A 26,016-nucleotide genomic window follows, 5' to 3' on the forward strand; every position below is an offset into this window, starting at 1 on the left:
GCCCCTTCCGATGCCCGGTGAATTCAGTCTCCACGGAGTGTTCGTCCCGACCCTGCTCGGGTTGATGGTGTTGGCCTACCTGGTCAACAGCGGCCTGCACGCGCTGCTGCAGCGTGCCGGCGCCTATCGCCACGTATGGCACCCGGCGCTGTTCAACCTGGCCTTGTACGGGATCGTGCTGGGCCTGCTGTTCCACCTCCTGCGTTGGATGCAATCGTGAACAAGATCGTGAAGAAAACCGTGCCGGTGCTGCTCACCTGTGCAGCCGTGATCGTCGCCCTGCTGGTGCTGCGCCAGCTGTGGGTCTACTACATGGATGAGCCGTGGACCCGCGATGCACACGTTGGCGCCGACGTGGTGCAGGTGGCGCCGGATGTGTCCGGCCTGGTCGAAACGGTGCAGGTGGCCGACAACCAGACTGTGAAGAAGGGCGATCTGCTGTTTGTGATCGACCGCGCGCGCTACCGCATCGCGCTGGAGCAGAGCCGCGCCAGCCTGGCCGAACGGCAGGCGTCGGTCGCGCAGCTGCGCCGCGAGATCGGCCGCGACCGCAGCCTGCAGGATCTGGTGGCCGCCGAGGACGCCGAAGTGCGCCGGGCCAAGCTGCAGGCTGCGCAGGCAGCACTGGCCACTGCGCAGGCCGCGGTTGACCTGGCCGAACTCAACCTGGCCCGCACCGAAGTGCGCGCGCCGGCTGATGGCCGGGTCAACGACCGCACCATGCGCGTGGGCGACTACGTGGTGGCCGGCAAGCCGGTGCTGGCGCTGCTGGATACCGGTTCGTTCCGCATCGATGGCTACTTCGAGGAAACCCGCCTGCGCGGCGTGGCCCCGGGGCAGCGCGTGGACATCCGCCTGATGGGCGAGGACACCCCCCTGCACGGCCATGTCGAAAGCATCGCCGCCGGCATCGAGGATCGCTACCGCAGCAACGGCAGCACCCTGCTGCCGAACGTGACCCCGGCCTTCGACTGGGTGCGGCTGGCGCAGCGCATTCCGGTGCGCATCGCCATCGACGAAGTGCCTGCCGGCGTGGAGCTGATCGCCGGGCGCACCGCCACGGTGACCGTGGATACCGGCCGCCGCGTGCAGAACAAGAAGGCCGGCGCTGCGCCGACACAGGCGGGCCTGTGAACGCCGCCCTGCCCCGCCTTGGCCTGATCGTCGCGCTGGCCAGCCTGGCCGCGTGCAGGACCGTCGGCCCGGACTATGCATTGCCGGAAGGCTCGGCGTTCAAGCGCCCGCAGGCCAATGCGGCCTTCATCGATACGCAGAACCCGCAGGTGGCCGCCAACCAGGCGCTGCCCGACCGCTGGTGGTCGCTGTACAACGACCCGGTGCTGGACGGCCTGATCACCCAGGCGCTGCGCGACAACGTGGAACTGAAGGCCGCCGATGCGCACCTGCGCCGTGCGGCGGCGGTGTACGAACAAGCAATGGACGCCGGTGGCTTCGAATACGAGGCCGAGGCGGGCGTCAGCCGCGCACAGCTTTCGGCCGAGTCGTTCCTGCAGGAGCACGAGCTGCCGGTGATCAACCTGGCCGATGGCAAGTTCGCGGTCAGCTACCAGTTCGATCTGTTCGGCAAGCTCAAGCGCGGCGCCGAAGCGGCCCGCGCCGATGAACAGTCGGTGGCCGCCGCACGCGATCTGGCCCAGGTCAGCGTGGTCGCGCAGGTGGCCGACAGCTACCTGGAAATCTGCCACGCCAACCACGAACTGCACGTGGCCGAGCATTCGCTGCAGCTGCAGCAGCGCAGCCGCGCGGTCACCCAGCGGTTGATCAGCGCAGGCCGCGGCACGCCGCCGGAACTCGCCCGCGCCAATGCCCAGGTCGCGCTGCTGGAAGCGGCATTGCCTCCGCTGCAGGCGCAGCGTTCGGCGGCCGCCTATTCGCTGGCCGCCCTGCTCGGGCAGACCCCCGGCCAGCTGCCGGCCGGGGTGATCGTCTGCGCCGATGCGCCGACCCTGGCGCAGCCATTGCCGGTCGGTGATGGCCGTGCGCTGCTGCAGCGCCGCCCGGACGTGCGCCAGGCCGAACGCAAGCTGGCCTCGGCCACGGCACGGATTGGTGTGGCCACCGCCGAGCTGTATCCGGACATCCGCCTGGGTGCCTCGGTGGGCGCTGCGGGCCTGCTGGAGGACTTCGGCACGCCGATGACCCAGCAGTGGTCGTTCGGCCCGCTGATCTCGTGGACGCTGCCGTCCTCGGGTACCCACGCCCGCATCCACGCCGCCGAAGCCGGTGCCGATGCGGCGCTGGCCGAGTTCGACCACACGGTGCTGCAGGCGCTGCGCGAAACCCAGACCGCGCTGGATCGTTATGCGCAGGATCTGCGTCGTCTGCAATCCCTGCGCGTGGCGCAGGAGCAGGCCGCGCTGGCCGCCGAGCAGAACCGCCGGCTGTACCAGGGCGGCCGCACGCCGTACCTGTCCAGCCTGGATGCCGACCGCAGCCTGGCCAGCAGCGATGCCACCCTGGCCGCGGCCGAAGCGCAGGTCTCGCGTGACCAGATCCATCTGTTCCTGGTGCTGGGTGGTGGCTGGCAGGCAACCGTCGCCGCAGCCGGCACCCCGACCGCAGCGAAGTAAGCCATGAACGCGCTGACCGACCGCCAGGCCTGGCTGTTTTCGATCAAGACCTACCTGGCAGCGATCGTCGCGCTGTACATCGCCATGGCCGGCAACCTGTCGCGCCCGTACTGGGCGATGGGCACGGTGTACATCGTCAGCCAGCCGCTGCTGGGCCCGACCCGGGCCAAGGGCGTGTACCGCATCCTCGGCACCCTGGCCGCCGGCCTGGCCACCTTGCTGATGCTGCCCGCGCTGGTGGAAACACCTCTGGTGCTGAGTGCGGCGATGTCGATCTGGCTGGCCGGCTGCCTGTTCATGGCCCTGCTCAACCGCGGTCCGCGCGGCTACGCGTTCCTGCTGGCCGGCTACACCACCGCCTTCATCGGCTTCCCGGCGGTGACCTCGCCGGAAACCATCTTCGACACGGTGGTGGCACGCAGCGAGGAGATCATCCTCGGCACGGTGGTGGCGGTGCTGTTTGCTTCGCTGCTGTTCCCGGCTTCGGTGCGGCCGATGCTGGGCGCGCGCATCGGCAACTGGATGGAGGACGCGGCGCAGTGGTGCCGGCAGATCCTCGAGCGCGGCCGTGCGCATGCGCCGCGCAACCGGTTGGCCGCCGACCTGGTGCAGTTCGAAGCGCTGATCGAGTTCCTGCGCCGCGATGATCCACGCCATGCCGGGTCGGCGGTGTCGATGGAGCGCCTGCGCGAGCGCATGCTGCTGCTGTTGCCGGTGCTGTCCTCGATCGCAGACCGCCTGAGTGCGTTGCGCAGCGATGCCCAGGCGTTGCCGGAAGGCCTGCCGACGCTGGTCGATGACATCCACGACTGGATCGACACGCCGTCCAGTGCCAGCGACTACGCGCGCCTGCGCGCACGCATCAGTGCGCTGAAGCCACAGGTGGACCGCGACCTGCAGCACCTGCAGCTGGCCAGCCTGTTGCTGCGCCTGGAAGAGCTGGTGGACCTGTGGCAGGACTGCCGCACCCTGCAGCACGCGATCGACCAGGGCACCGCGCCACTGGACCGCGCGCACTACCGCATCCGCACCGAACGCACCGCCACCGACAAGCACGTCGACTACGGCATGGCGCTGTTCTCCGCGCTCAGTGCCGGCGTGGCGCTGATGAGCTACTGCGTGCTGTGGATCGGCCTAGGCTGGGAGGGCGGTGGCAACGGCGCGATGATGGCCGCGGTGACCGCCGCGTTCTTTGCTGCACAGGATGACCCGGCGCCGAGCATGGTCTCGTTCCTGGTGTGGGCGATGGTGGCGTCACTGGTGGCCGGTGTGTACCTGTTTGGTGTGTTCCCCGCCGTGCACGACTTCGGGCTGCTGGCGCTGGTGCTGGCGGTGGTGTTCCTGCCGTTGGGCCTGCTGCTGCACCACCCGAAGAGCGCGCTGTTCGCGCTGCCGCTGACGGTCAACCTTGCGGCACTGCTGAGCCTGCAGAACACCTACAGTGCCAACGTCCAGACCTTCGCCAACTCGTCGATCGCGATGTTCATCGGCATTGGGTTTGCCGTGGTGATGACGCGGTTGTTCCGCTCGGTGGGTGCCGAATGGACCGCGCGCCGGCTGGTACGGCAGGGCTGGACCACGTTGGCTGAAGCGGCCGAGGGCCGCGGCCAGCAGGATCGCCAGCGCTTCGCCGCACGCATGCTGGATCTGCTCGGCCTGCTGGCACCGCGCCTGGCAGCGACCCCGGAAGGCAGCGACATCGCCTCGGTGGACATGCTCAACGAAGCCCGCATCGGTCTGAACATCCTGCAGCTGCGCCGCGCACGACTGGAACTGCCCGAGCGCAGCCGCGAGGCCGTCGAGCACATCCTGGAGGAAGTGGCCGCGCACTACCGTCGGCAGATCGCCGCGCGCAGGCCGATCGCCGCTGCCGAGGCGCTGCGCGAGCGGCTGGACACGTCCTTGGGGCGGGTCGGCAGCGTGGCGGCGTGCAAGGCCCGCGACGAGGCGCTGATGGGCCTGGTCGGCCTGCGGTTCGCGCTGTTCCCGGAGGCCAAGGCGTTGACGCTGGGGTTGGCGGACGCCGCAGCGCCGTCCGTCTGATGCGATCCGCCGGGCATGGCCCGGCGCTACCCTGTCCGCCTGATACGAATCGCCGGTCATGCCCCGGCGTACCCCTTATCCTCCGGTAGCGCCGGGCCATGCCCGGCGGCTTTTCACCCAGACAACAGGACGCTCCAATGAGTTACGACATGATGGTGTTCGAGGCCAGCGTCGCCCCGCGTGAGGCGGCGGCGTTCATCGCCTGGTTCGAGAAGCAGGCGCAGTGGGGCGAGCGCCACGAGTACGACGATCCGGCGGTCAGCAGCCCGGCGCTGCAAGCGTGGTTCGCGGAGATGGCGGCGGTCTTTCCGCCGCTGAACGGGCCGCTGAGCAACGACGATGACGATCGCGCCGAAGTGACCGAGTACAGCATCGGCCGCGATGTGATCTATGGCGCGTTCGCGTATTCGGTGGCCGAGCGCGCGCATGGGCTGGTGCAGGACCTGGCCGAGAAGCACGGCGTGGGATTCTTCGATGTCAGTGCGGACGAAGCGGCGATCGTGTATCCGGATGGGCTGGTGTTGATGCCGGAGTAGGTCTGGCGGCAGGGCTGCGCCCTGCACCTGCCGAATCAACGTCAACGTCAACGTCAACGTCAAATGCTGGGCTACTGGGGGTTGGCGGGGTGGGTCCGGTTGCGGGGGACGCCGTGAATCCGTCCATGGAGCAACTGTGTTGAGAGAGGGGCCTCGGCCCCTCCGACAGTCACGCACGGTAGTGCCGGCCGCTGGCCGGCAGCCTTTTGGGGCACGCGCAGACTGGCTTCAGGCGGGGATCGATCCGCCTTGAGCGTCACGCATGCGGGCGTTGAGAATCACCAGCATCTTCCGCATCACCGCCACGATGGCTACTTTTCCTTCTTTGCCTCGGGCTCGCAGCGACTGGTAGAAATCGCGCAGTCGAGGTTCATGCCGCATGGCCGACATGCTGGCCATGTAAAGCACCTGACGGATCTCGGCCCTGCCGCCATGGATGCTTCGTTTGCCGCGCATGGTTCCGCTGTCGTGGGACATGGGTGCTACACCGACCAGACTGGCGATGGCCTTGCCGCTGATCTTGCCCAGCTCCGGCAGATAGCTGGCCAATACCGCCTGCAGGACAGGGCCCACGCCTTTCATCGACTTCAGTACCGCCAGCTGAGGTTGCTGGGCAACCTGCTCGGCAATCTGCTGTCCCAAACGCCCAACCATCCTCTGCAGGCGGCTGATGTTGGCTTGCAGCAGTCGGCGCAACTCACGATCGGTCACCATCTCCTGCTGCTGGCGCGCTACGGTCAGGGCTTCCATCGTCTGTCGACGCGCCCGCACAAATTCCCGCAGCTTTTGCTGCCAGGGCTCCAGTGGCTGATAAGCGGGCAGTTTCACCAAGGCCGCCATCTGCGCCAATGCATAGGCATCCAGACGGTCGGTCTTGGCCACCTGGCCCATTCCCTGGGCCAGCCTGCGAGCCCGCAGCGCGTTGGCACGGACCACCGCATGACCGGCGTTGTGCAGGAAGTTCAGTACTGACTGTTCGTAGCCCCCAGTGGCCTCCAGCACGATCTGGCTCACCGGATGTTTCCTCAACCAGAGATCCAATTCAGCGAAACCCGAAGCGCTATTGCTGACCTGCAGCACCTCTCCATCCGTCGTGCCGACATCCAGTTGGCGCTTGCTGACATCAATCCCGATCCCGTTCATCACCGGACTCCGTATAGTCTGGAAGGGTCGAGAGCTCCCCCGCTTGCCCAGTCTTATTACTGCGAGTGTCAGCTCCAGCAACTGTTCGGGCGGATCAAGGGAGATTCCGGCGTGGGCGCCAAGCTCCAAGGCGATCGTCGAGATCCAGGCTTACACGGCGGCCCACGCCGGCTCTCGACACCTACGCTGCCAGATTCCAATCAGATAAGGCTTGGCCGCGGCATCCATGCCGCGGACACCCCCGCAACCGGACCCACCCCGCCTTCGACCGATTCCCGCGATCTGTCGGAATGGCATGGCCTGCTTCTGGTGGGTGTCGACCTTGGTCGACACGGTAGATCCACGCCATGCGTGGATGAACGCCAAAATGATCGAAGTGCGCGGTTGTAGAGTCGAGCCATGCTCGACTGCTTCTGGTTAGCGATTTCGGAACAACTCCATCATCTCATCCACTTCCTCAGGTGCGATCTGACTCAGCATCCGCGCTGCACCGAAGTTTCCATGTTCCAAGGCGAGTATTGTCAAAAGGCAGGAACTCATACTTTCATCATGGCTTCCCGTGACGATGCTCGCAGCAAATCGCGCGAGCTTCTGTAAAGCCTCCGAATACTCCGGCTCCACGAGCTCAGGAAGCGAAATGCTGGCTTCCCGCCTCTGCATTTCAATCGAGATTGGCAGTCCAACGAAGTCGAACATCAAGAGCTCTGGCTGCTGCACAAATACATCAACAATGTGCGGCACAGCCGCAAACGAAGCAATGTAGACATCCCCTTGGTGACACAGACTGCTCCACAGCTCGTGCCAGGTGTCTTCGATCGGATCGTCTTCCGATCGTTTACCCTTCGCAATACTCAGATTGGCCAGCAGCTCCGGGATATCATCCGCAGCCCCGTAGGCATGCTGCAGTTCGGCCCAGCGTGGGTCATCAAGGGCGATAAGCGCCATGCGCCGGTTCCTGTGTCGTGGGGGTAGATAGCGTGGGATAGACAGCGCTGGCGTAGGTACCAAAAATCAAATGACGCTGACTTCGCGTCGAAGTCGAGTCGATTTGAACAGCCGCTTCAGTGATTGCGGAACAGCTCGACAGCCTCATCAGCCTCGAAGTGCTCAATCTGATTGAGCATCCGGGCGACACTGGTGTTTCCGTGCTCCAGCGCAAGCACCGTCAGTAAACAGGAGCTCATGCTGTTGTCGTGCTTCTCTGAGACGATGCTGGCAGCAAACCAAGCAAGCTTCTGCAGTGCCGCCGAGTACTCTGGTTCTACGTACTCAGGGAGCAGGATGCCGGCTTCGCGTCTCTCCATTTCAATGGTGATTGGAAGCGCGATGAAGTGAACCGAAAGCAGTTCAGGCCTTATAAGAAGGGCATCGACGATATGGGGAACTGCGGCAAACGAGGCGCTGTAAACATCATCTTGATGACACAGACTGCCCCAAAGCTCATGCCAAGTATCGTCAATCGAATCGTCTTCCGATCTTTCACCCTTCGGGATGCTGAGATTGGCGAGCAGCTCCGGAATGTCATCGGCCGCGCCGTAGGCATGCTGCAGTTCGGCCCAGCGTGGGTCATCAAGGGCGATAAGCGCCATGTGCCGGTTCCTGTGTGTGGGGTAGCAACGCAGGATAGGCAGCGCCAGCGGCGTCATCAAAGGGCAAATGCGACAGAAGCGCTGCCGAGATCTGGATGGGGTCAGAGCCCTTTCCCGTTGGGAAAGGGATCCGACCCATGATCAGAACAACTGGCCCTGCACCGTGGGTTGTTCGATGCGCGTTGGTTCGTCGGTCACCTCTTCCGCGCCCAGCCGCCAGGCCAATCCACCGAGGCGGCTGGCATGCCGCTTCAACGCTGCCTCCAGCACGTCGGCACTGCCGGCTACCTGCAGTCGCTGGCGGGCGCGGGTCAGGCCGGTGTAGACCAGCTCGCGCGAGAGCACGCGGCTGTCCTGCCGTGGCAGCTGCAGCCACACTTCATCGAACTCCGAGCCCTGTGCCTTGTGCACGGTCATGGCGAAGGCGCTCTCGTGTGCAGGCAACGCTGCCGGGTGGAAGGCGCGCGGCTGGTCGGCGGTCTCGCCGGGGAACCAGGCCGCCATCGCACCGCTGCCATCGCGCAGGCAGATGCCGATATCGCCGTTGAACAGGCGATGGCGGTAGCTGTTCTCGGTGATCAGCAGCAGCCGGCCCTGGAAGTAGCCCGGGGTGTTGCCGGCCAGCAGCTGTTCGATGCGGCTGTTGAGGCCGCGCGCGCCCTGCGGGCCTTCGCGCAGTGCGGTCAGCACGCGCAGGCGACCGGCCTGCTGCAGCGCCTTCGCCGGATCCACCGCGTCGGCCAGCGCGCGCCAATGGTCGAGCAGATGCTCGCGCTGGCTGCGCAACGGATCGGCTTCGCCTTCATGGAAGCGGACGCCGGCCAGTTCACCGCTGCGCAGCAGGCGCAGGGCGGTGCCACTGTCGCCGCCGCGCACGGCCTGCGCCAGCGGTGCCAGGTCCAGCGCATCACTCTGCCGGTAGCCCCGTTGCAACTGCACGCGGCGACCAGCAAATGCACGCGGTGCTGCCTGCGGCTGCAGCGTGGCCGGTGCCAGCAGGCCATGCAGCGCCTGAGCATCGTCGGCGCGGGTGCCGATGCCATCGCCGCTGGCGCGCAGGATGGCGCTGAGCACATCGCCGGCTTCCACCGATGGCAGCTGGTCGGGATCGCCGAGCAGGATCAGGCGGGTGCCGCTGGCGATCGCATCGACCAGTTTGGCCATCAACGGCAGGTCGATCATCGAGGCTTCGTCGACCACCACCACGTCCACCGGCAACGGGTTGTCGGCGTGATGGCGGAAACGCGGTGAATCGGGAATCACCCCGAGCAGGCGATGCAGGGTGGTGCCGGTGCTGGGCAGCGCGGTGCACAGCGCCGGGTCCAGCCCCTGCTCCTGCAAGCGCTGTACGGCCATGCGCAGGCTTTCGGCCATGCGCTCGGCGGCGCGGCCGGTGGGCGCAGCCAGCGCTACCTTCGGCACGGGCAGGCCCTGGTGCACCGCCTGTGCGGCCAACAGCAGCAGCAGGCGGGCGATGGTGGTGGTCTTGCCGGTACCGGGGCCGCCGGTGACCAGAGCCAGCGGGTGGCGCAGGGTCACACCGGCGGCGCGTGCCTGCTGGTCTTCGCTGGTGGCGGCCTGCGGGAACAGGCGCGCGAACAACGGCGCCACGGCAGCCATGTCCGGTGCAGGCAGCGGATGGCGGCCGATGCGCTGCAGGCCAACCGCCAGCTGCCGCTCGTACTCGCGGTAACGGCGCAGGTACAGCAGGCCGTTTTCCAACACCAGCGGTGCTTCCTCTGCGGCGGCGCTGGCGTCCTGCGGCGTCGCCACCCAGGGCGAGGCCCGCAACTGCGCCAGCCACTGCGCAGGCTCGGGCCATGCTGGCACGCCGTCGATCAGGCGCTGTGGCTGGCGTGGATCGAATCCAGCGTGCCCCTGCGCCACGGCCAGCGAGGCCAGTGCGGCCGCCAGCGCCACGTTCTCCGGGGTGTCCTCGCGCAGGCGCTTGAGGCTGGTGGCCAGGGCGTGGTCCAGGGTGCGCAGCTGGCCACCGCGATGCAGATCGCGCAGCAGGCTCATGCGGTTTCTCCGCGCGCGCGCGCCGCCATATCGGCCTGGGCCGCTTCGCCGCCGGCAAACAAGGCATCCAGCGCATCCACCAGTTCCGGTGCGAAGCGCTGCACGTGCACGCCGTTGCCGGCAACCTCCAGACCCCGGCAGAACAGATAACGGATACCGCCCATGTCGCGCGCGTAGTCGTAGGCCGCGCCCAGGCGGAAACGCAGCCAGCGATGCAGTGCGACGGTGTAGATCAGCGCCTGCAGGTCGTACTCGCTGTGGCGCATGGCGATCTCCAGCAGGTCCGGGCTGTAGCCCGGCAGCCGGTTGGATTTGTAGTCCAGCACATACCAGCGGCCGTCACGCACGTAGGTCAGATCGATCTTGCCGGTCATCAGGCCTTCCAGCCTTCTGCGCAGGCCAAAGCCACGCCGCGCGCTGGAGATGCCGTGGTCGTGCAGCAGCTGCAGCAGCACCGGTACTGCGGTCGGTTCGATGGCGAAGTGGAATTCGATCTCGGCCCGGCGTTCGGTCTCAGGCACGCTGCACAGCGCGCCGCCTTCGGGCAGCGGCACGGTGAGGGTATGGCCCACCAGCGGCACCAGCACCGCCACGCCATCGTCCAGATCCTCGTCGGCATAGCCTTCGTCGTGCAGCGAGCGGCGCAGCACGTCGGCCTGTCCCTCCGGTGCCGGTTGCTCAGGCTGCCAGCCGGTCCACAGTCCGAAGTCGACGTTCTCCAGCGCATCGTGCAGGACGTTGCCGAAACGGCTGCCCATGAAGCGTGGATCCGGCGGCGCCATGTCTTCTGCAGCGGCTTCCGGCAATGCCGGTTCCAGCGGCAGCTCGGCACCGGCGGGTTCGTCGGCGGCCGGTGCCGGCAGTTCGGTGGCCGCCGCTTCGATATCGTCGCTGTTGCCAGCGTCGGCATGCGCCAGCTGGGTGAAGCTGTAGACCCACCAGTCATGTGGCACACGGCGGGTCAATGCGCGCACCGCAGGCAGCTCACCTTCGGTTTCGGCCAGCAGCTGCGGTAGACGACCCGGCAGTACGCTGTCATCCAGCTCCACGTCCGCGTGCGCGCGCAGCACCTGCAGATCGCCCAGCAACGGGGCCAGGCGGGTTTTCGCGTGGCCAGCCAGATCGCCGGTGGCGATCCACAGCGCATGCTCGGCGCGGGTCAGGCCGACGTAAAGCAAGCGCGCGTCTTCTGCACGCTGTTCGCGCTCGCGCTGGCTGCTGGCCGCTTCCCAGGCATCGTCCTTGTCCAGCTTCCAGTGCAGCTGACGCTCGCCCTGCAGGTGCACGGTGCAGTGGGAAGCGGTGTTCGGCGCGCCACCATCGATCCCCACGAACGGCAGGAACACCAGCGGGTATTCCAGGCCCTTGCTCTTGTGCAGGGTGATGATCTGCACCCGCCGCGCGTCGGACTCCAAGCGCAGCAGCTGCTGCTCATCGTCCTGGTCGGCGTTGGCCATCTGCCCCTGCAGCCAGTCCAGCAGGCCGTGCATGCCCAGTGCCTGCGCCGAGGCTTCCTGCAGCAGTTCGCCCAGCTGCAGGTAATTGGTCAGGCGCCGCTCGCCATCGATCAGCGCCAGCAGGCGCTCGCCCTGCGCCGCGCAGACATCGGCAACCACCGCGAACGGACCGCCACGCTGCCAGCGCTCGCGCCAGTGCAGCAGCTGCGCCTGGAACCCGCGCTGCAGGTCGCCCTCGCGCTCCATGCTGGCAATCGCACTTGCGCGCTGGCCCAGCAGCACGGTTGCCAATGCGGTGCGCAGGCGCCCTTCGTCGGCCGGTTGCAGCAGGGCCAGCAGCAGCGCACGCAGGTCACGCGCCTCGCTGGTGGCGAACAGGCTCTGCTTGCCGGCCGCCACGGCGGGAATGCCGACCGCAGCCAGCGCGCGCTGCACCAGCGTCGCTTCGCGATGCGAGCGCACCAGCACGGCGATATCACCAGGCTGCAGCGCACGCCCGCGCAGCAGTGCGGTGCCGGCACGCGCCTCCAGCAGGATCTGGTGGATCGCGGCCACGCAGGCCTGGGTCGCCGCGTCACGCGAAGCATCGGCGCCGAAGGCTTTTTCACCCTCGCTGCGCAACAGGCGCAGGGTGAGGGCGGGTGCGGCCCGGCCATCGCGCAGGTAATCCTCATCGGCACGCACGCCACCCGGGCGCACCGGCTCGAACTGGATGTCGCGTTCGAGGAACGCGTCTTCGCCCGCGTTGTCGTACAGCGCCTGCAGCGCGCGCAGCACGGCCGGGCGCGAGCGGAAGTTCTGGTCCAGCGCCGGCGCCTGCTCGGCCACCTGCTTGGCTTTCAGGTAGGTATGGATGTCGCCGCCGCGGAAGCCATAGATCGCCTGCTTGGGGTCACCGATCAGGAACAGCGCCGGCTGCAGCCCCAGTTCGTCCACCTCCGGCGAGGCGCCGAACACGGTATGGAAGATGCCCCACTGGCGGTCGTCGGTATCCTGGAATTCATCGACCAGGGCGATGCGGTACTGCGCACGCAGCTGCTTCACCAGGGTCAGCCGCTGCGGGCCTTCAAGTGCGCGGGCGACGCCGTCGATCAGATCGTCGTAGGTCTGCACGCGGCGCAGGCGCTTCAGGGCCGCCAGGCGCTGGCTGGCATCCTCGCGCAGCGCATGCAGGAAGTTCAGCGCACTGGCCCGCAGCCACTGCTCACGCTCGGCGAGCAATGCGACATAGCGCGCCAACGGGGCCTGCAGCGGCGAAGACGGTGTGCGCTCGGTGAACTTCTTGTTGGTCTTGGCTACGAGTGCATCGGGCAGCAGCGCAGGCAGGCGGTCGCTGGACAGCAGTTCGGCGGCGTCGCCGCGCTCGGCCCAGCCCAACAGCTGGCGACCCAGCGGGTGCAGCCAGCCCAGCTTGTAGGAGACGCCGTTGATCCACTTGTTGTCGACCGCTTCGCACAGGTCCAGGAAGAAGCGCTCACCGTGCTCGCGCACGGCCATCGACAGCTCCACCGCCGCGTCCTGCAGGGCCGGGTGCGGGTCGTCCACCGCCAGCGGCTGCGGCCGCGGGTGCAGGGGGGGCGAAGCCAGCAGCGCGCGCAGGTCAGCCGCCAGCGCATCCGGGGTGGACCACAGCCAGGTCAGCGGTTCCAGCGTGGCCGGGTCGTTGGCGTGCACACGCCAGAGATCGGCGGCCAGTTCTTCCAGCAGTTCGCGATCGCTGGCCAGCAGTTCCGGCGGGTCGAAGGTATGCCCGCTCTCCAGCGCATGTTCGCGCAGCACGCGGGTGCAGAAGCCGTGGATGGTGAAGATCGCCGCCAGATCGATTTCATCGGCAGCCATCTGCAGGCGCCGCTTCAACGCCTTGGCGCTTTCGGTGCCGTCCTGCAGATGGCGTTGCAGCACCTGCCGGGTCAGCGCCGCGTCGGGCGTTTCATCTTCGCCGGGCGGCAGATCGACCAGGCGTGCGGCCAAGGCCAGGCGTTCACGGATGCGCTTGCGCAGCTCCTGGGTGGCCGCGTCAGTGAACGTCACCGCCAGGATCTGGCCGATACGCAGGCCCTGCTCGACCACCAGCCGGGTGAACAGTGTCGCCAGGGTGAAGGTCTTGCCGGTGCCGGCACTGGCTTCGATCAGTCGCGTGCCGTGCAGCGGCAATGCCAGGTAAGGGTCGGGGAAACGCGTGTCGATGAAAGGGCCCTCGGCAACGCTGCTCATGCGTGGCCTGCCTGTGGATCAGTGCCGAAGCTGCGGCCTTCGCGCACGGCGCTGAAGACTACCTGGCTGTTGCGCAGCAGGTCGGCATAACTGGCGTCGTCGGCAAATGGATCGGCGCCACGCAGCAGCAGCTGCCACGCATCACTGTTGGCTTCTCCCCAGCTGCGGTCGCTGCCATGCCATTGCTTCCAGCCTTCGCTGCGCTGCTTTTCCACCGGCGCGTTGAACAGCACCCAGCCGGTGTAGGGCGCGAAGCGCAGCGGCTCGCGCAGGCCGCGCTGGCGCAGCTGCAGCAGCGCGCGCAATGCCGCGCGGGCTGCAGGCACGGTCAGCGCAGGCAACACATGCGGACCGGGGCCGGCATCACCACCATCGTGGAACTGCACCAGCGGCAAGGCATCGCCGGCGGCGTTGGCCAACAGCCAGTCCAGCCCTTGGCGGATCACCGCGTTGCCGTTGAGGGCGCCGGCGCGCAGTCGCACCAGGCCCTCCGGATGGCGATCGCCGACCCGGCCATGCAGGCGCACACCGTCGATCTCCACTTCATAGCGGCGGCTCTCCAGTGGCGTGCCCTGCAACCAGCCGAGCATGGCCGTGGCGTAGGGCCGCGTCTTGAGTTGCTCCACTTCGAACTGGCGCTCGCCGAGGATGCCCGACGGCAACAGTCCGCGTGCGCGCAACCGCGGGTACAGCGGCTCGCTGTCGCCGGCCAGGGTGGCCTGCACCACGGCCAACTGCACGCTGCGCTTCTCCGGCCCGCGTGAAGACAGCACCAGCGGCTCCAGGTCGTCGACGTCCTCAACGTCGTCAGCCAGGCGCAGGCCCAGCGACTGCGCGAGGAACTGGCCGGCCGGATCGCACAGGAAACGACGCAGGCTGTCCAGCGAGACCTCTTCTTCCACCGCGTCGTCCGCCGGTGGCGGCAGTGTGGTGTCGAACCACGGCAGCAGGCCGCCACGCTCCCCACCCAGTCGCCCGGCGGCAGGATGCCACTGCCGGCGGTAGCTGAAGCGGCGTGGGTCGCCATCACCGAAGGCGGCCGGCGAGAACGGCTGCAGCGCGTGGCGCACGGTGAAGTCCCGCGTGGCGGTCAGCGGATCCAGGTGATAGGCCGCGGCGGCATCGATCAGTTCGCTGACCAGCACCGAGGGTTCGCGCACGCTGCCATCGCGCGGGTCGGCGCCGAGATAGCTGAGGTAGAACACATCCTGGGCGGCAGCAAACAGCTGCAGGAACAGGAAACGATCGTCTTCGCGGGTGGAGCGGTCGCCCGGGCGGCGGCGCGGCGTATCCAGTTCGGCGGTGAGCTGGTTGAGGCCGGCGGCCGGGTCACGACGCGGGAAATCACCGTCGTTGAGGCCGAGCACGCAGATCACCCGGAACGGCAGCAGGCGCATCGGCACCATGCGGCCGAAGCTGATGCCACCGGTCAGCAGCGGCGCCCGCGTATCGGCTTCGGCCAGGGCACCGGCGAAATGTGCACGCACCACTTCCGGCGGCACGCCGTCGGCGAACCCGGCCTTGTACGCATCCTCGGCGAACTGGTTGAGCAGCTTGCGCAGGCGCTCCAGCGCACGCTGGCTGTTGGGTGAGCTGGGCGGCGTCGGCAGCAGCGCATCGAGCAGCGACAGCAGGCGTTGCCGCCACTGTGCCGGGGTCAACAGCTCGCCGAGCCGGCGCTGGTAGACGGCCAGCACGCGCAGCAGGCGCAGCAGCCGGTCCAGCGCATCCAGCGCCCCGCCTTCCAGTTCGATCCACGGCGCCACCCCGGCCAGGTCCACCTCGCTGCCGGTGGCGTGGCCCAGCAGCAGGCGATCCAGCGCGAACTGCCAGGTGTAGGCGTCATCGCTGGGGGCCTGCAGCTGGTCGCGATGGTCGGCATCCAGGCCCCACCGTGCGCCGGCCTGCTGCAGCCAGCCATGCAGTCGATCGAAGTCGACCGCTTCCAGCCCCGCCGCCTCGGCCAGCGGCGCACTGGCCAGCAGGTCCAGCACCTCGTTCAGGCCGAAGCGCGAAATCGGCAGGCCGAGCAGGTGCACGAACACATCGGCCAGCGGCTCGCCGGCCAGTGGACTGCTGTCGGCCAGCGCGTAGGGAATGTGCTCGTCGTCGCCACCACGTCCGCCGAACACCGCTTCCAGATAGGGCACATACGGATCGATGTCCGGCGCCAGCACGGCGATCTCGCGCGCCTGCAACGGCGGGTCGAAGCGCGGGTCCTGCAGCAGGCTGCGCAGCTGGTCGTGCAGCACCTGCAGCTCGCGCAGGCGGGTGTGGCAGGCATGCACCTGCAGGCTCGGGTCGTCGCTGCGCAGGCCGTCGCGCAGTTCGCCCGAGGGCAATGCGCGGCGGTGGAACAGGTCGCGCTGCAGGCGGTGCAGCAGGCTGTCGGACAGCCCGCCCTGGTCCATGGTCGCCCGCGTATCTTCCTCGGGGTCGGAATAGGCCGCGATCTCACCGGCCGGATGCACCACTTCGTAGCTGCCCAGCACCGCCATGAAATCGCGGCCGGCCGCACCCCACGCTTCCAGCAGGCGGTTCTCGCCGGCGGCCTCGCCGAACGGGTCCGGCGCGCCGCTGCGCAGGCGCTCTGCCAGGGTCTGCAGGTCGCCCCAGTAGGACTGCACCGGCGTGGGCAGATAGAAATGCAGTTCGCCCACCCGCGACTGGGTGGCCATCACCCGCAGTACGTCGGGTGAGATGTTGAGGGTGGCGAACGCCGACATCCGCGGCGGCAGGCCCTTCGGCAGCGGCTGGGCGGCGCCCTCGAAGCGGTCCAGGTAGGCCTGGATGCGGCGCGCGCGGTAACCATGACCAGCGGCGATGCTGCGCCAGAGGATGGCCTGCGGGTCGGCCGCATCGGCGCCGGCTTCCCAGCGCAGCAGCCAGTCGCGGCGCCAGGCCTGGTACTTCTCGAACACCGAGGCCAGTTCGCCGGCCAGGGCCCAGGGTTTGAGCGCGTCGCCACCGGCAAGATAGGACTGCAGCGCACGCATGGGGGGCTGCGCCAGCAGGTGCGGGTCGCGCAGGGCCTGGTACAGGCGCCAATGCAGGGCGGCCGCGTCCAGGTCGTCGGCTTCGCCCTCGACATTGGCGTTCAATGCACGGGCGACGAACTCACCGGGGGTGAGGAATTGCAGATTGGCGGCCACGCCATACTCGGCAGCCAGGGTCGCCTGCAGCCAGCGCCGCATCGCCACCTGCGGGATCAGCACCACCTCCGGCGCCAGCAGCGGCTGTCCCGGCACCGGCACACGCACATTGCGCGCCAGCAGGGCAGCCAGCACGTCCAGCGAATTGGAATGGTAGAGGCGGAAGTCGCTGCCCGGGTCACTCATCGTGCACAGTGTGCAGCACAGCCGGCCGTATTCAATGCCGGGGGACGGTGATCGCGACGGATTGTTCCGGTCGTTTCAGGAATTGTCCCGGTCTGGCGGCGGTCCGGCCGTGCAACAATACTGGACCGTCCAGTCTGCTTATGTTCAGCAGTCTGACCCGATGCTTCAATGTCGAAAAAACGTTAAGGGTGCCCATGTCGGCTTCCACCTCCAGTCTGGTGCAGTTGTCCAACGTCCGCATCGACCGGAGCGGGCGCACGATCCTGCGCGACGTTTCGCTGCAGGTGCCCAAAGGCAGCATCACCGCCGTGCTGGGGCCGTCCGGCAGCGGCAAGTCGACCCTGCTGGCGGCGCTAACCGGCGAACTGCGCCCGGTTGCAGGCGACATCACCCTGTTCGGCAAGCCGATCCCGCAGCGCACCTCCGAACTGCTGGAGATGCGCAAGAGCGTTGGTGTACTGCTGCAGGGCAATGGCCTGCTGACCGACCTGACCGTGGCCGAAAACGTCGCCCTGCCGTTGCGCACCCACACCCGCCTGCCGGCACCGGTGCTGCGCCGGCTGGTGCAGATGAAGCTGCATTCGGTCGGCCTGCTGGCCGCCGCCGATGCCTGGCCACGTGAACTGTCCGGTGGCATGGCCCGCCGCGTGGCACTGGCCCGCGCATTGGCCCTGGACCCGCCGCTGATGATCTACGACGAGCCGCTGACCGGGCTGGACCCGATCGCCTCGGGTGTGATCATGAGCCTGATCCAGCGCCTCAACCACAGCCTGGGCCTGACCAGCATCATCGTCAGCCACCACGTGCACGAGACCCTGCCGATCTGCGACCAGGTGATCGCGATCGCCAACGGCGGCATCGTGTTCCAGGGCACGCCCGAAGCGCTGCAGTCCAGCCAGGACCCGCTGCTGCGGCAGTTCCTGCACGGCCAGCCCGACGGTCCCATTCCGTTTGATGCCGCACCGCGCGCGAGGGTTGCCTGATGCCGTTCGTGCAAGCCACCCGTTCGCTGGGCCGTGCCGGTCTGTTCTCGCTGACCGTGCTGCGCGGTTCGCTGCCGACCCGTGATTTCCTGGCCGAGCTGACCCGCGAGATCTACAAGATCGGTGCGCGCTCGCTGCCGATCATCGCCGTGGGCGGCGCCTTCGTCGGTCTGGTGCTGACCCTGCAGGGCTACCGCACGCTGACCACCTTCGGTGCGGCCGACGCGCTGTCGACCCTGCTCGGCCTGTCGTTGTACCGCGAGTTGGCACCGGTGCTGACCGCGCTGTTGTTCATCGGCCGCGCCGGCAGCTCGATCGCCGCCGAGCTGGGCCTGATGCGCGCCACCGACCAGATCAAGGCGCTGGAACTGATGGCCATCGACCCGGTGGCCAAGGCCGTGGCGCCGCGCTTCTGGGCGGCGGTACTGACCGTGCCGCTGCTGACCGGCATCTTCTGTTCGCTGGCGATCAGTGCCAGCTATTTCGAAGCCGTGCACGTACTGGGCCTGGACAACGGCGTGTTCTGGTCGGCGCTGCGCAACAGCGTGGACTTCTGGGACGACTTCGGCGTGGCGATGCTGAAATCGGCGATCTTCGGTGGCACCGCCGCACTGGTTGCCGCCTATGTCGGTTTCCACGCCGAACCGACCATCGAAGGCACCTCCGTCGCCACCACCCGTGCGGTGGTCAACGCTTCGCTGCTGGTGCTGATGTTCAACTTCGTGCTGTCGGCAATGTTGTTCACCTAACCCCTCCATCGGCGGTGCGCATCGGCGCGCGGCCACCACGACTGATCAGGTAATCCACATGGCCATCCGCGGTCCCAGACTCGAATTCTCCGTCGGCGCTTTCCTGCTGCTGGCCCTGGCCTCGCTGATGGTGCTGGCCGTCGCCTCGACCAACCAGCGCTGGAGCTGGGGTGGCGAAGGCTATGAACTCAAGGCCCGCTTCTCCCAGGTCGGCCAGCTGCGCAAGCAGGCGCCGGTGAAGATCGGCGGCGTCACCGTCGGCCAGGTCGCTTCCATCGAACTGGACCCGGTGAAGTTCGAATCGATCGTGACCCTGCGCATGGACAGCAAGGTCAAGGACCTGCCGGCCGACACCTCCGCCGGCATCTTCACCAGCGGTTTGCTTGGCGAGAGCTATATCGGTCTGCAGCCCGGCGGTGATCCGGACGTGCTCAAGCCCGGTGAGGAAATCGTGTTCACCCAGCCGGCCGTGGACCTGCTGCAGCTGGTCGGCAAATACATGTTCAGTGGCGGCGCCGGTGGTGGCGCTGCTCAGAAACCCAACGATGGCGAGCAGTCGCCTGCAACGGAACCGCAACCATGAAAATGAAACTGATCCCGGCCCTGCTCGCCTCGTCGCTGCTGCTGGCCACCCCGTTCCTGGCCCAGGCGCAGGCCGCCCCCGCCGCTGCCGCCGCCCCCCAGGGCCAGGCCGGCAAGGTTGTGATCGACGCCAGCAGCCGCATCATGTCGACCCTGCAGCAGCGCCGCGCTGAGTTCACCAGCAACCCGGCCAGCCTGCGCAGCTACATCGACAGCGAACTGACCCGCACCTTCGACCGCGACTATGCCGCGCGCCTGGTGCTGGGCCCGCACGCCCGCGGCGCTTCGGATGCCGACATCAAACTGTTCGCCGATGCGATGGCCGACAGCCTGATGCAGCGTTATGGCTCGACCCTGCTCAACATCCAGGGCAAGCCGAGCTTCCGCCTGAAGGGCGAGAGCCCGCTGCCGGGCAACCGTGGCGTGCGCGTGGCCACCGAACTGGTGCGCGCCGCCAACGAGCCGACGCCGGTTGAATACTGGATGCGCAACGTCAACGGCCAGTGGAAGATCTTCGACGTGAACATCGAGGGCATCTCCTACGTGCAGACCTTCCGCAACCAGTTCGATGCCCCGCTGCGACAGAAGGGCATCAAGCAGGTGGCCAACGATCTGCGCAGCGGCAGCATGCAGGCCGGACCGGCCGGCAATGGCAAATAAGGCGCTGGCGCTGCTGGAAGGTGACACCCTGCGCCTGCGCGGGGTGCTCGACCGTGCAGCGGTGATCGCGCTGTGGCCGCAACTGCAGGCCCTGCCGGCGCAGCTGTCGCGACTGGACCTGGCGGAGGTCGAGCGCGTGGACAGCGCCGGCCTGGCGTTGCTGGCCGAGCTGGCCGCGCGCGCGCGCCAGGGCGGCCATCCGCTGACGATCTCCGGCGCCCCCGCCGGCTACAACGAACTGAGCGCAGCCTACCGGCTGTCGCCCGACCTGGACTTCAACGCTACTTCTGCTGCGAGCTGACATGAACGTCGTGCGCGTTTTCCCTCTGATCCTCCTGGCCGCTGCGCTCAGCGCCTGTGCCGGCAAGCCGGCACGCAGCGACGCGCCGGTGGCCGATACCGTGGTTCCGTCGACTGCTGCAGCGCCTGCCGCAGCCACTGCTGCTGACACCGAGCCGGCCAGCCAGACGACGCAGGCCGACACGCCGCCCGCTGCGACGGCCGTGGACACCGGCAACCGTGCCCCGACAACCAATGCCGCCACCGACGCGGCGGCGACCGCACCGGGCGGCGACAACGACTTCGATGCGCTGTACGGCACCAGTGACAACAGCCGCAGTGCTACCGCCTACGACCCGTGGGAACCGTTCAACCGCAAGGTGCACGGCTTCAACAACGCCGTCGACCGCGGTATCGCCCGCCCGTTGGCCACCGCCTATACCCACGTGGTGCCGCGCTTTGCACGTACCGGCGTAAGCAACTTCTTCAGCAACCTGCGTGCGCCGCTGACCATCACCAACCAGCTGCTGCAGGGCCGACCGGCCGATGCGTGGGACAGCCTGGGCCGGTTCCTGATGAACAGCACGCTGGGCATTGGTGGCCTGTTCGACCCGGCCAGCAAGGCAATGGTGCCGCGTCGCAACGAGGACTTCGGGCAGACCCTGGGTGCCTGGGGCTGGCGTCGTTCGCGTTATGTGGAACTGCCGTTCTTCGGCCCGCGTACCGTGCGTGATGTGTTCGGCCTGGCCGGTGACATCCCGTTGTCGCCGATCCGCCGCATCGAAAGCGACAAGTACCGCATCGGCCTGCAGGGCCTGCAGCTGGTCGACACCCGTGCACAGCTGCTGGCGATCGACGACCTGCGCGATACCGCGGTGGACGAATACGCCCTGGTCCGCGATGCCTGGATGCAGCGCCGCAACTACCAGATCGAGAACGATCTGCGCAGCAAGCGCGAGCGTGGCAGCGACGATGCGAACTCGCCGATCCCGGTCGATGCGATGCCGATGCCGCAATGGACCAACTGACCGCTGCCGGCAACGCATGAAAAACCCCGCCTCGGCGGGGTTTTTTGTTTTTTACAGGCATCCACCAACCTTCCGGTGGGTGCCAACCTTGGTTGGCACGTCGTCTTCAGGCCGCCAGCGCCGCCTCGACGGCTTCGCGCAGGCGCGCATCATCGGCGGCAACGTCCGGGGCGAAGCGGGCGATGACCTTGCCATCGCGGCCGACCAGGAACTTCTCGAAATTCCACAGCACCGCCGGTGCCGGGTGGATCGGAATCTCCTTGCTGGCCAGGCGCTCGCGCAGCGGGCCTTCGCCGATCGCCTGCGGCTGCGCGGCGGTCAGCTGCTGGTACAGCGGGTGGGTGTCTTCACCGGCCACGCTGATCTTGGCGAACATCGGGAAGCTCACGTCGTAGGTCAGCTGGCAGAACTGCTGGATCTCCGCCTCGCTGCCCGGCTCCTGGCCGAGGAAATTGTTGGCCGGGAAGCCCAGCACTTCCAGGCCCTGCGCGTGCTTCTCCGCGTACAGCGCCTGCAGGCCTTCGTACTGCGGGGTCAGGCCGCACTTGGACGCCACGTTGACCAGCAGCAGTACCTTGCCCTGGTAGTGAGCAAGCGAGGACGGCTGGCCGTCGATGGTGGTGAGGGAAACATCCTGGATCGAGGTGCTCACGCGGGGGCTCCGGCTACGGCTGGGAAAGGCCCACCAGCATACCGCCGCATGCGCTGTTGTAGAGCCGAGCCCATGCTCGGCTGATGCCACGGCAGCCGAGCATGGGCTCGGCTCTACAGGACATCCTCAATCCACGCAGATCGTGCCCTGCGCCTTGCCACCGTCGATGCGCTGGCGGCAACCAAAGTTCTGGCTGACATCACGCTGGCAGGTGCCGGTCGCCATCGCGCCGGCAGCGACCTCGCCCGTGGCCAGGCACTGTCCGCTGCAGTCGCTCTTGTTGCCGCACGACTTGCCAGCGTCGGCATAGGGAATCACGCATTGCAGCCGTTGCAGGCGGCCCAACGGCTGCAGCGTACCGCCAGCTGCGCGGCAGTCCACATCGCGTGCTTCTTCATAGGCTGCAGCAGCTTCGGGGCTGTCGGCCGCCGTGGATGCCGTGCCTGCACCATCGCTGGCCGGTGGCGCACTGCTGCAGGCGGCAAGCAGCGCGCCCAGGGCAAAGCTGGCAAGGAATCGGAGGCGCATGGCGGTACCTGAAGGGTGTGGACGGCGCCAGCATACGCACCCGCCCATGCAGGTGGCGTGTCAGCCGGCGTTGCCGTCGTCCTCTCCGTCGGTGGAGGTCAACTGCTGCATCGGATCGGGGGTCAGCTCAGGGGGCAACGCGCGCTTTGACTTGCTGCCCAGTTCGGCAAGCCGGCGGGCACGGCTGATGGCCGACTGCGGCGAATCGATCAAGCGGTTGCGTGCGTCGGCGTAAGCCTTGCCTGCATCATCAAGCTTCTTGCCCATGGCATTGAAGTCCTGCAGGAAGCCAGTCAGGGCGTCCAGCACCAGTCCACCGGCTTCACTGATCTTCAATGCCTGCTTCTGCACCTTGTCACGTGTCCACAGTCGCTCGGCCACCCTCAACAGCGCCATCAGCGTATTGGGCGAAGCGAACACCACGCGGTTGTCGAAGGCATACGCCTGCAGTGCACCGTCCGCGCCCAGCGCCGCCGACAGTGCGCCTTCGATGGGAACGAAAGCGATGGTGATATCCAGGGTCTCGCTGCCAAGAGCCTTCGGATAGTTCTTATCGCCCAGATCCTTGACGTGCTGGCGCAGCGCCACCGCATGGCGGCGCAATGCATCCTCGGACTGTTCCGGCGTGGCGGCATTCATCGCCTCCTGCCAGGCGATCAGGTTGACCTTGCTGTCGATCACCACGCTGCGCTCATCGGGGAACTGCACCACCACGTCCGGCCGCAGGCGCGCGCCCTCATCATCCACGGCGTGCTTCTGCCGCTGGTAGTGAACGCCCTCCTCCAGGCCTGAGCCACGCAGCACGTTGTCGAGCATCAGCTCGCCCCAGTCACCGCGCACCTTGGCGCTGCCTTTCAGCGCATTGGTCAGCGCCGAGGCCTGTGCAGCCATGTCCTGGTTGAGCGTCTTCAGTTCACCCACCGCGCCAAGCAGGCTGGCACGCTGCCTCGCTTCTTCCCCGTACAGCGTGTCAACCCGGTTGCGGAAATCCCCCAGCCTGTCGGCAAAGGGTTTGAGCAGCCCTTCGATATCCGCGCGCGACTGCACCGTTGCCTGGCGCACGTTCTTTTCGAACTGTTGTCCGCGTTCGTCGAACACCTTGCCCGCCAGTTCGGCGAAGGCGCCGGAGAGCTTTTCCTTGGCAGTATCCAGATAGCTGCGCAGCTCGGCACTGGCGCGTTCGGAATGCTGCAGGTTGGCCAGCGCGCGAGCATGTTCGCCATGCAGCTGCTGGTAGCGCTGCTGCGCTTGTTGCAGCTCCTTGCTGGACTCGGCCAGACCGGCCCGCACCTGCGCCAGGGCAGCTTCGCGCTCGGCCAACATCGCTTCACGACTGGACGCCAACGCGGCCTCCCGCTCCACGCGTGCGGTCAGGGTAGTGACGAGCTGGGCGTGCTGCAGGCTTCGGCCACGCTCGCTTTCCAGCTCTGCCAGCAAGGCTTCCAGCCGACCTCGCAGTTGCCCGGCGTCAACCAGGGCCAGGCGATGCTGCTCGCGTTCGGTAACCAGCTGTTGCTGTGCTTCAGCAGCGGGGGCGCTGTTGGATGCCCGACGCCACAGCAGTACCAGCACCAGCAACGTCGCCAGCAGCAGCACCACGGCGACAATCATGAGGACTTCGATGTTCATGCGACCAGTGTAGCCCCGCTGCGCTAGCCTTGGTCGGACCACATCGGACCCGACCATGCTTGTTCTCTACGGAAAGCCCACCTCGATCAACGTGCGCAAAGTGCTGTGGCTGTGCGCCGAACTCGACCTCCCGCTTGCGCATGAACCAACCCCCGCGCCGGACCTGCTGGCCACGCTGAATCCGAATCGGCAGGTGCCGGCGCTACGCGACGGCGACTTCGTGCTGTGGGAGTCCAACAGCATCTGCCGGTACCTGGCCGCACGCCAGGGCCGCGATGACCTGCTGCCCGCCACGGCACAGGGCCGCGCCAAGGTCGAGCAGTGGATGGACTGGCAGGCCACCGACCTCAACAGCGCCTGGCGCCACGTGTTCATGGCCCGCGTCCGCCAGCACCCTGACTTCGCGGACGACGCGCGCGCGGAGGCCAGCCTGACGCACTGGAATCATCTGATGACACTGCTCGATGCACAGCTGGCGACGACCGATGGCTACGTGGTGGGCAACACCTTCACCCTGGCCGACATCGTGCTCGGCCTGTCCACCCAGCGCTGGCGCAGCACACCGGGCAACAAACCGGCGCTGCCCCACGTGGAAGCCTGGTTCGAGCGCCTGCGCCCCCGCCCGGGCTTCGCTAAACATGTGGACAACGGCGTGGCGTAGGGGGGTCCGGCAGGGCTGCGCCCTGCACCCGCAGAGGCAACGTCACATCGAAAGGCAGCATTCGGTGGGATGGCGGGGTGGCATGGATTTGCGGGACACGCCGTAAACCCATCCATGGGGGCTCGTAGGCGCCATCCATGGCGCCTGCGGTCCCGCAAACCCATGCCACCCCGCCTTTCACGGACTTCCGCGATCTGCAGTAGATCCACGCCATGCGTGGATGAAGCTCAGAAGGATCGATACGGGTTTCTTGTAAGGGAGCACCCGCTTTCACTTTGCTTGGCCGGAACCCTTACCAGCCTTCCAACACGATCTTGCCCTTCGCCCGATGGCTCTCCAGCAGCGCATGAGCACGCCGCAGGTTGGCCGCATCGATGCGCCCGAAGTGCTCACCCAGCGTGGTCTGCAGCACACCGGCATCGACCAGTTCGGCCACCCGGTTCAGCAGGTCATGCTGGCGCTGCATGTCCGCGGTCTTGTACAGCGGCCGGGTGAACATTGATTCCCAGTGCAGCGACAGCGCCTTGCGCTTGAGCGCCATCACATCGATCTGGCCCGGATCATCGATCAGCCCCAGCTGCCCCTGCGGCGCCAGCAGCTCGACGATCTGCGCGTAGTGCTGGTCGGTGTGGGTCAGGCTGGCCACGTGGTCCACCTCGGTGATGCCCAGCCGGGCCAGGCCCTCGGCCAGCGGCAGGCTGTGGTCGATCACATGGTGCGCGCCCATCGCCTGCACCCAGTCCTGGGTCTCCGGGCGCGAGGCGGTGCCGATCACCGTCAGCTTGGTCAGCCGACGCGCCAACTGCACCAGGATCGAACCGACGCCGCCCGCTGCACCGATCACCAGCAGGGTCTGGCCGTCGCCGCCGCCTTCGGCAATGCGCAGGCGGTCGAACAACAGTTCCCACGCGGTGATCGCGGTCAGCGGCAGCGCCGCCGCGGCGGCATCGTCCAGGCTGGCCGGCTTGCGGCCAACGCTGCGCTCGTCCACCAGCTGGTATTCGGCGTTGCTGCCCGGGCGATCGATCACACCGGCGTAGTACACGGCGTCGCCGGGTTGGAACAGGGTCACCTCGCTGCCAACCGCATCGACCACACCAACCGCGTCCCACCCCAGCACGCGTGGGCCGTCGGTGGCAGCGCCGCGTCGCACCTTGGTGTCAACCGGGTTCACCGCCACCGCGCGCACCGCCACCCGCAGGTCGCGTGGGCCCGGCTGCGGCAGAGGCAGGTCGAGGTCGATCAGGGCCTGCGGGTCGTCGATCGGCAGGCCGGCATGGGTATAGGCAATGGCGCGCATGGGGGGAGATCCAATGAGGAGAGGCCACAGCG

The 26,016-nt window shown here is 67.4% G+C and carries 21 protein-coding genes and 1 pseudogene; 12 read left to right on the plus strand and 10 right to left on the minus strand.

All coding sequences use genetic code 11. The features are described 5' to 3' along the window. Window positions 1-10 precede the first annotated feature (10 nt). From QP457_RS21360 to QP457_RS21380, 5 genes are all read left to right on the plus strand, one after another. Window positions 11-220 (plus strand): DUF1656 domain-containing protein, encoded by a 210-nt coding sequence (locus tag QP457_RS21360; protein ID WP_025875651.1) that lies wholly within the window; start codon window positions 11-13, stop codon window positions 218-220. After that, complete coding sequence (locus QP457_RS21365) at window positions 217-1,134, plus strand: HlyD family secretion protein (RefSeq protein WP_205406407.1); 918 nt, start codon at window positions 217-219, stop codon at window positions 1,132-1,134. Before QP457_RS21360 ends, QP457_RS21365 begins: the two co-directional genes overlap by 4 nt. Continuing rightward, window positions 1,131-2,591, plus strand: coding sequence for an efflux transporter outer membrane subunit (locus tag QP457_RS21370; protein WP_205406406.1), 1,461 nt, complete (start codon window positions 1,131-1,133; stop codon window positions 2,589-2,591). Before QP457_RS21365 ends, QP457_RS21370 begins: the two co-directional genes overlap by 4 nt. A 3-nt stretch (window positions 2,592-2,594) precedes the next feature. After that, window positions 2,595-4,634 (plus strand): FUSC family protein, encoded by a 2,040-nt coding sequence (locus tag QP457_RS21375; RefSeq protein WP_205406405.1) that lies wholly within the window; start codon window positions 2,595-2,597, stop codon window positions 4,632-4,634. Window positions 4,635-4,771: 137 nt separating this feature from the next. Then, complete coding sequence (locus QP457_RS21380) at window positions 4,772-5,170, plus strand: hypothetical protein (RefSeq protein ID WP_165378499.1); 399 nt, start codon at window positions 4,772-4,774, stop codon at window positions 5,168-5,170. A 228-nt stretch (window positions 5,171-5,398) separates the two neighbouring features. Here the strand turns inward: QP457_RS21380 and QP457_RS21385 are convergent, their stop codons facing one another. The 6 genes from QP457_RS21385 to recC form a co-directional block, all read right to left on the minus strand. Beyond that, the gene (locus QP457_RS21385) at window positions 5,399-6,313 is read right to left on the minus strand and encodes an IS110 family transposase (protein ID WP_205406424.1); all 915 of its coding nucleotides are present in this window, start codon (window positions 6,311-6,313) and stop codon (window positions 5,399-5,401) included. 417 nt (window positions 6,314-6,730) lie between these two features. Beyond that, window positions 6,731-7,258, minus strand: a complete 528-nt coding sequence (locus tag QP457_RS21390) for a hypothetical protein (protein WP_205404590.1) — start codon at window positions 7,256-7,258, stop codon at window positions 6,731-6,733. A 116-nt stretch (window positions 7,259-7,374) separates the two neighbouring features. After that, window positions 7,375-7,902, minus strand: coding sequence for a hypothetical protein (locus QP457_RS21395; RefSeq protein WP_205404591.1), 528 nt, complete (start codon window positions 7,900-7,902; stop codon window positions 7,375-7,377). Window positions 7,903-8,043: 141 nt separating this feature from the next. Then, a complete protein-coding gene (recD, locus tag QP457_RS21400; RefSeq protein ID WP_205404592.1) occupies window positions 8,044-9,924 on the minus strand; it encodes an exodeoxyribonuclease V subunit alpha in 1,881 nt (626 codons plus the stop codon). Beyond that, window positions 9,921-13,595, minus strand: coding sequence for an exodeoxyribonuclease V subunit beta (recB, locus tag QP457_RS21405; RefSeq protein ID WP_205404593.1), 3,675 nt, complete (start codon window positions 13,593-13,595; stop codon window positions 9,921-9,923). The genes recD and recB overlap by 4 nt, the downstream gene beginning before the upstream one ends. Next, window positions 13,592-16,933, minus strand: coding sequence for an exodeoxyribonuclease V subunit gamma (gene recC / locus QP457_RS21410; protein ID WP_205404594.1), 3,342 nt, complete (start codon window positions 16,931-16,933; stop codon window positions 13,592-13,594). Before recC ends, recB begins: the two co-directional genes overlap by 4 nt. Window positions 16,934-17,127: 194 nt before the next feature. Between recC and QP457_RS21415 the strand changes: the two genes are divergently transcribed. The 6 genes and pseudogenes from QP457_RS21415 (at window position 17,128) to QP457_RS21440 (ending at window position 21,214) form a co-directional block, all read left to right on the plus strand. Then, complete coding sequence (locus tag QP457_RS21415) at window positions 17,128-17,916, plus strand: ATP-binding cassette domain-containing protein (protein WP_100554252.1); 789 nt, start codon at window positions 17,128-17,130, stop codon at window positions 17,914-17,916. Next, complete coding sequence (locus tag QP457_RS21420) at window positions 17,916-18,665, plus strand: MlaE family lipid ABC transporter permease subunit (RefSeq protein ID WP_005414955.1); 750 nt, start codon at window positions 17,916-17,918, stop codon at window positions 18,663-18,665. Before QP457_RS21415 ends, QP457_RS21420 begins: the two co-directional genes overlap by 1 nt. 58 nt (window positions 18,666-18,723) lie before the next feature. Continuing rightward, window positions 18,724-19,188: pseudogene (gene mlaD / locus QP457_RS21425) on the plus strand (outer membrane lipid asymmetry maintenance protein MlaD); the annotation flags it as partial. A 56-nt stretch (window positions 19,189-19,244) separates the two neighbouring features. Continuing rightward, on the plus strand, window positions 19,245-19,907 hold the full coding sequence (locus QP457_RS21430) for an ABC transporter substrate-binding protein (protein ID WP_100554254.1): 663 nt from the start codon (window positions 19,245-19,247) through the stop codon (window positions 19,905-19,907). Then, entirely contained in the window at window positions 19,897-20,208 is a 312-nt protein-coding gene (locus QP457_RS21435) for an STAS domain-containing protein (RefSeq protein ID WP_180164817.1), read from the plus strand. The genes QP457_RS21430 and QP457_RS21435 overlap by 11 nt, the downstream gene beginning before the upstream one ends. 1 nt (window position 20,209) lies before the next feature. Beyond that, complete coding sequence (locus QP457_RS21440) at window positions 20,210-21,214, plus strand: VacJ family lipoprotein (RefSeq protein WP_205404595.1); 1,005 nt, start codon at window positions 20,210-20,212, stop codon at window positions 21,212-21,214. A gap of 106 nt (window positions 21,215-21,320) precedes the next feature. Here QP457_RS21440 and QP457_RS21445 read toward each other — a convergent pair whose 3' ends face one another. From QP457_RS21445 to rmuC, 3 genes are all read right to left on the minus strand, one after another. Then, window positions 21,321-21,866: a glutathione peroxidase gene (locus tag QP457_RS21445; protein WP_205404596.1), complete on the minus strand. Its 546-nt coding sequence runs from the start codon at window positions 21,864-21,866 to the stop codon at window positions 21,321-21,323. Between the two features lie 126 nt (window positions 21,867-21,992). Further along, window positions 21,993-22,394: a hypothetical protein gene (locus QP457_RS21450; RefSeq protein WP_180164811.1), complete on the minus strand. Its 402-nt coding sequence runs from the start codon at window positions 22,392-22,394 to the stop codon at window positions 21,993-21,995. A gap of 60 nt (window positions 22,395-22,454) precedes the next feature. Further along, complete coding sequence (rmuC, locus tag QP457_RS21455) at window positions 22,455-24,023, minus strand: DNA recombination protein RmuC (RefSeq protein WP_180164809.1); 1,569 nt, start codon at window positions 24,021-24,023, stop codon at window positions 22,455-22,457. Between the two features lie 55 nt (window positions 24,024-24,078). On the opposite strand from rmuC, the gene QP457_RS21460 reads away from it, so the two are divergent. Next, complete coding sequence (locus tag QP457_RS21460; protein ID WP_180164807.1) at window positions 24,079-24,684, plus strand: glutathione S-transferase N-terminal domain-containing protein; 606 nt, start codon at window positions 24,079-24,081, stop codon at window positions 24,682-24,684. Between the two features lie 292 nt (window positions 24,685-24,976). Here QP457_RS21460 and QP457_RS21465 read toward each other — a convergent pair whose 3' ends face one another. After that, the gene (locus tag QP457_RS21465; protein ID WP_205404597.1) at window positions 24,977-25,984 is read right to left on the minus strand and encodes a zinc-binding alcohol dehydrogenase family protein; all 1,008 of its coding nucleotides are present in this window, start codon (window positions 25,982-25,984) and stop codon (window positions 24,977-24,979) included. Window positions 25,985-26,016: the final 32 nt, after the last annotated feature.

It is taken from the genome of Stenotrophomonas sp. As-7, assembly GCF_030291015.1.
Lineage (GTDB): Bacteria > Pseudomonadota > Gammaproteobacteria > Xanthomonadales > Xanthomonadaceae > Stenotrophomonas > Stenotrophomonas lactitubi.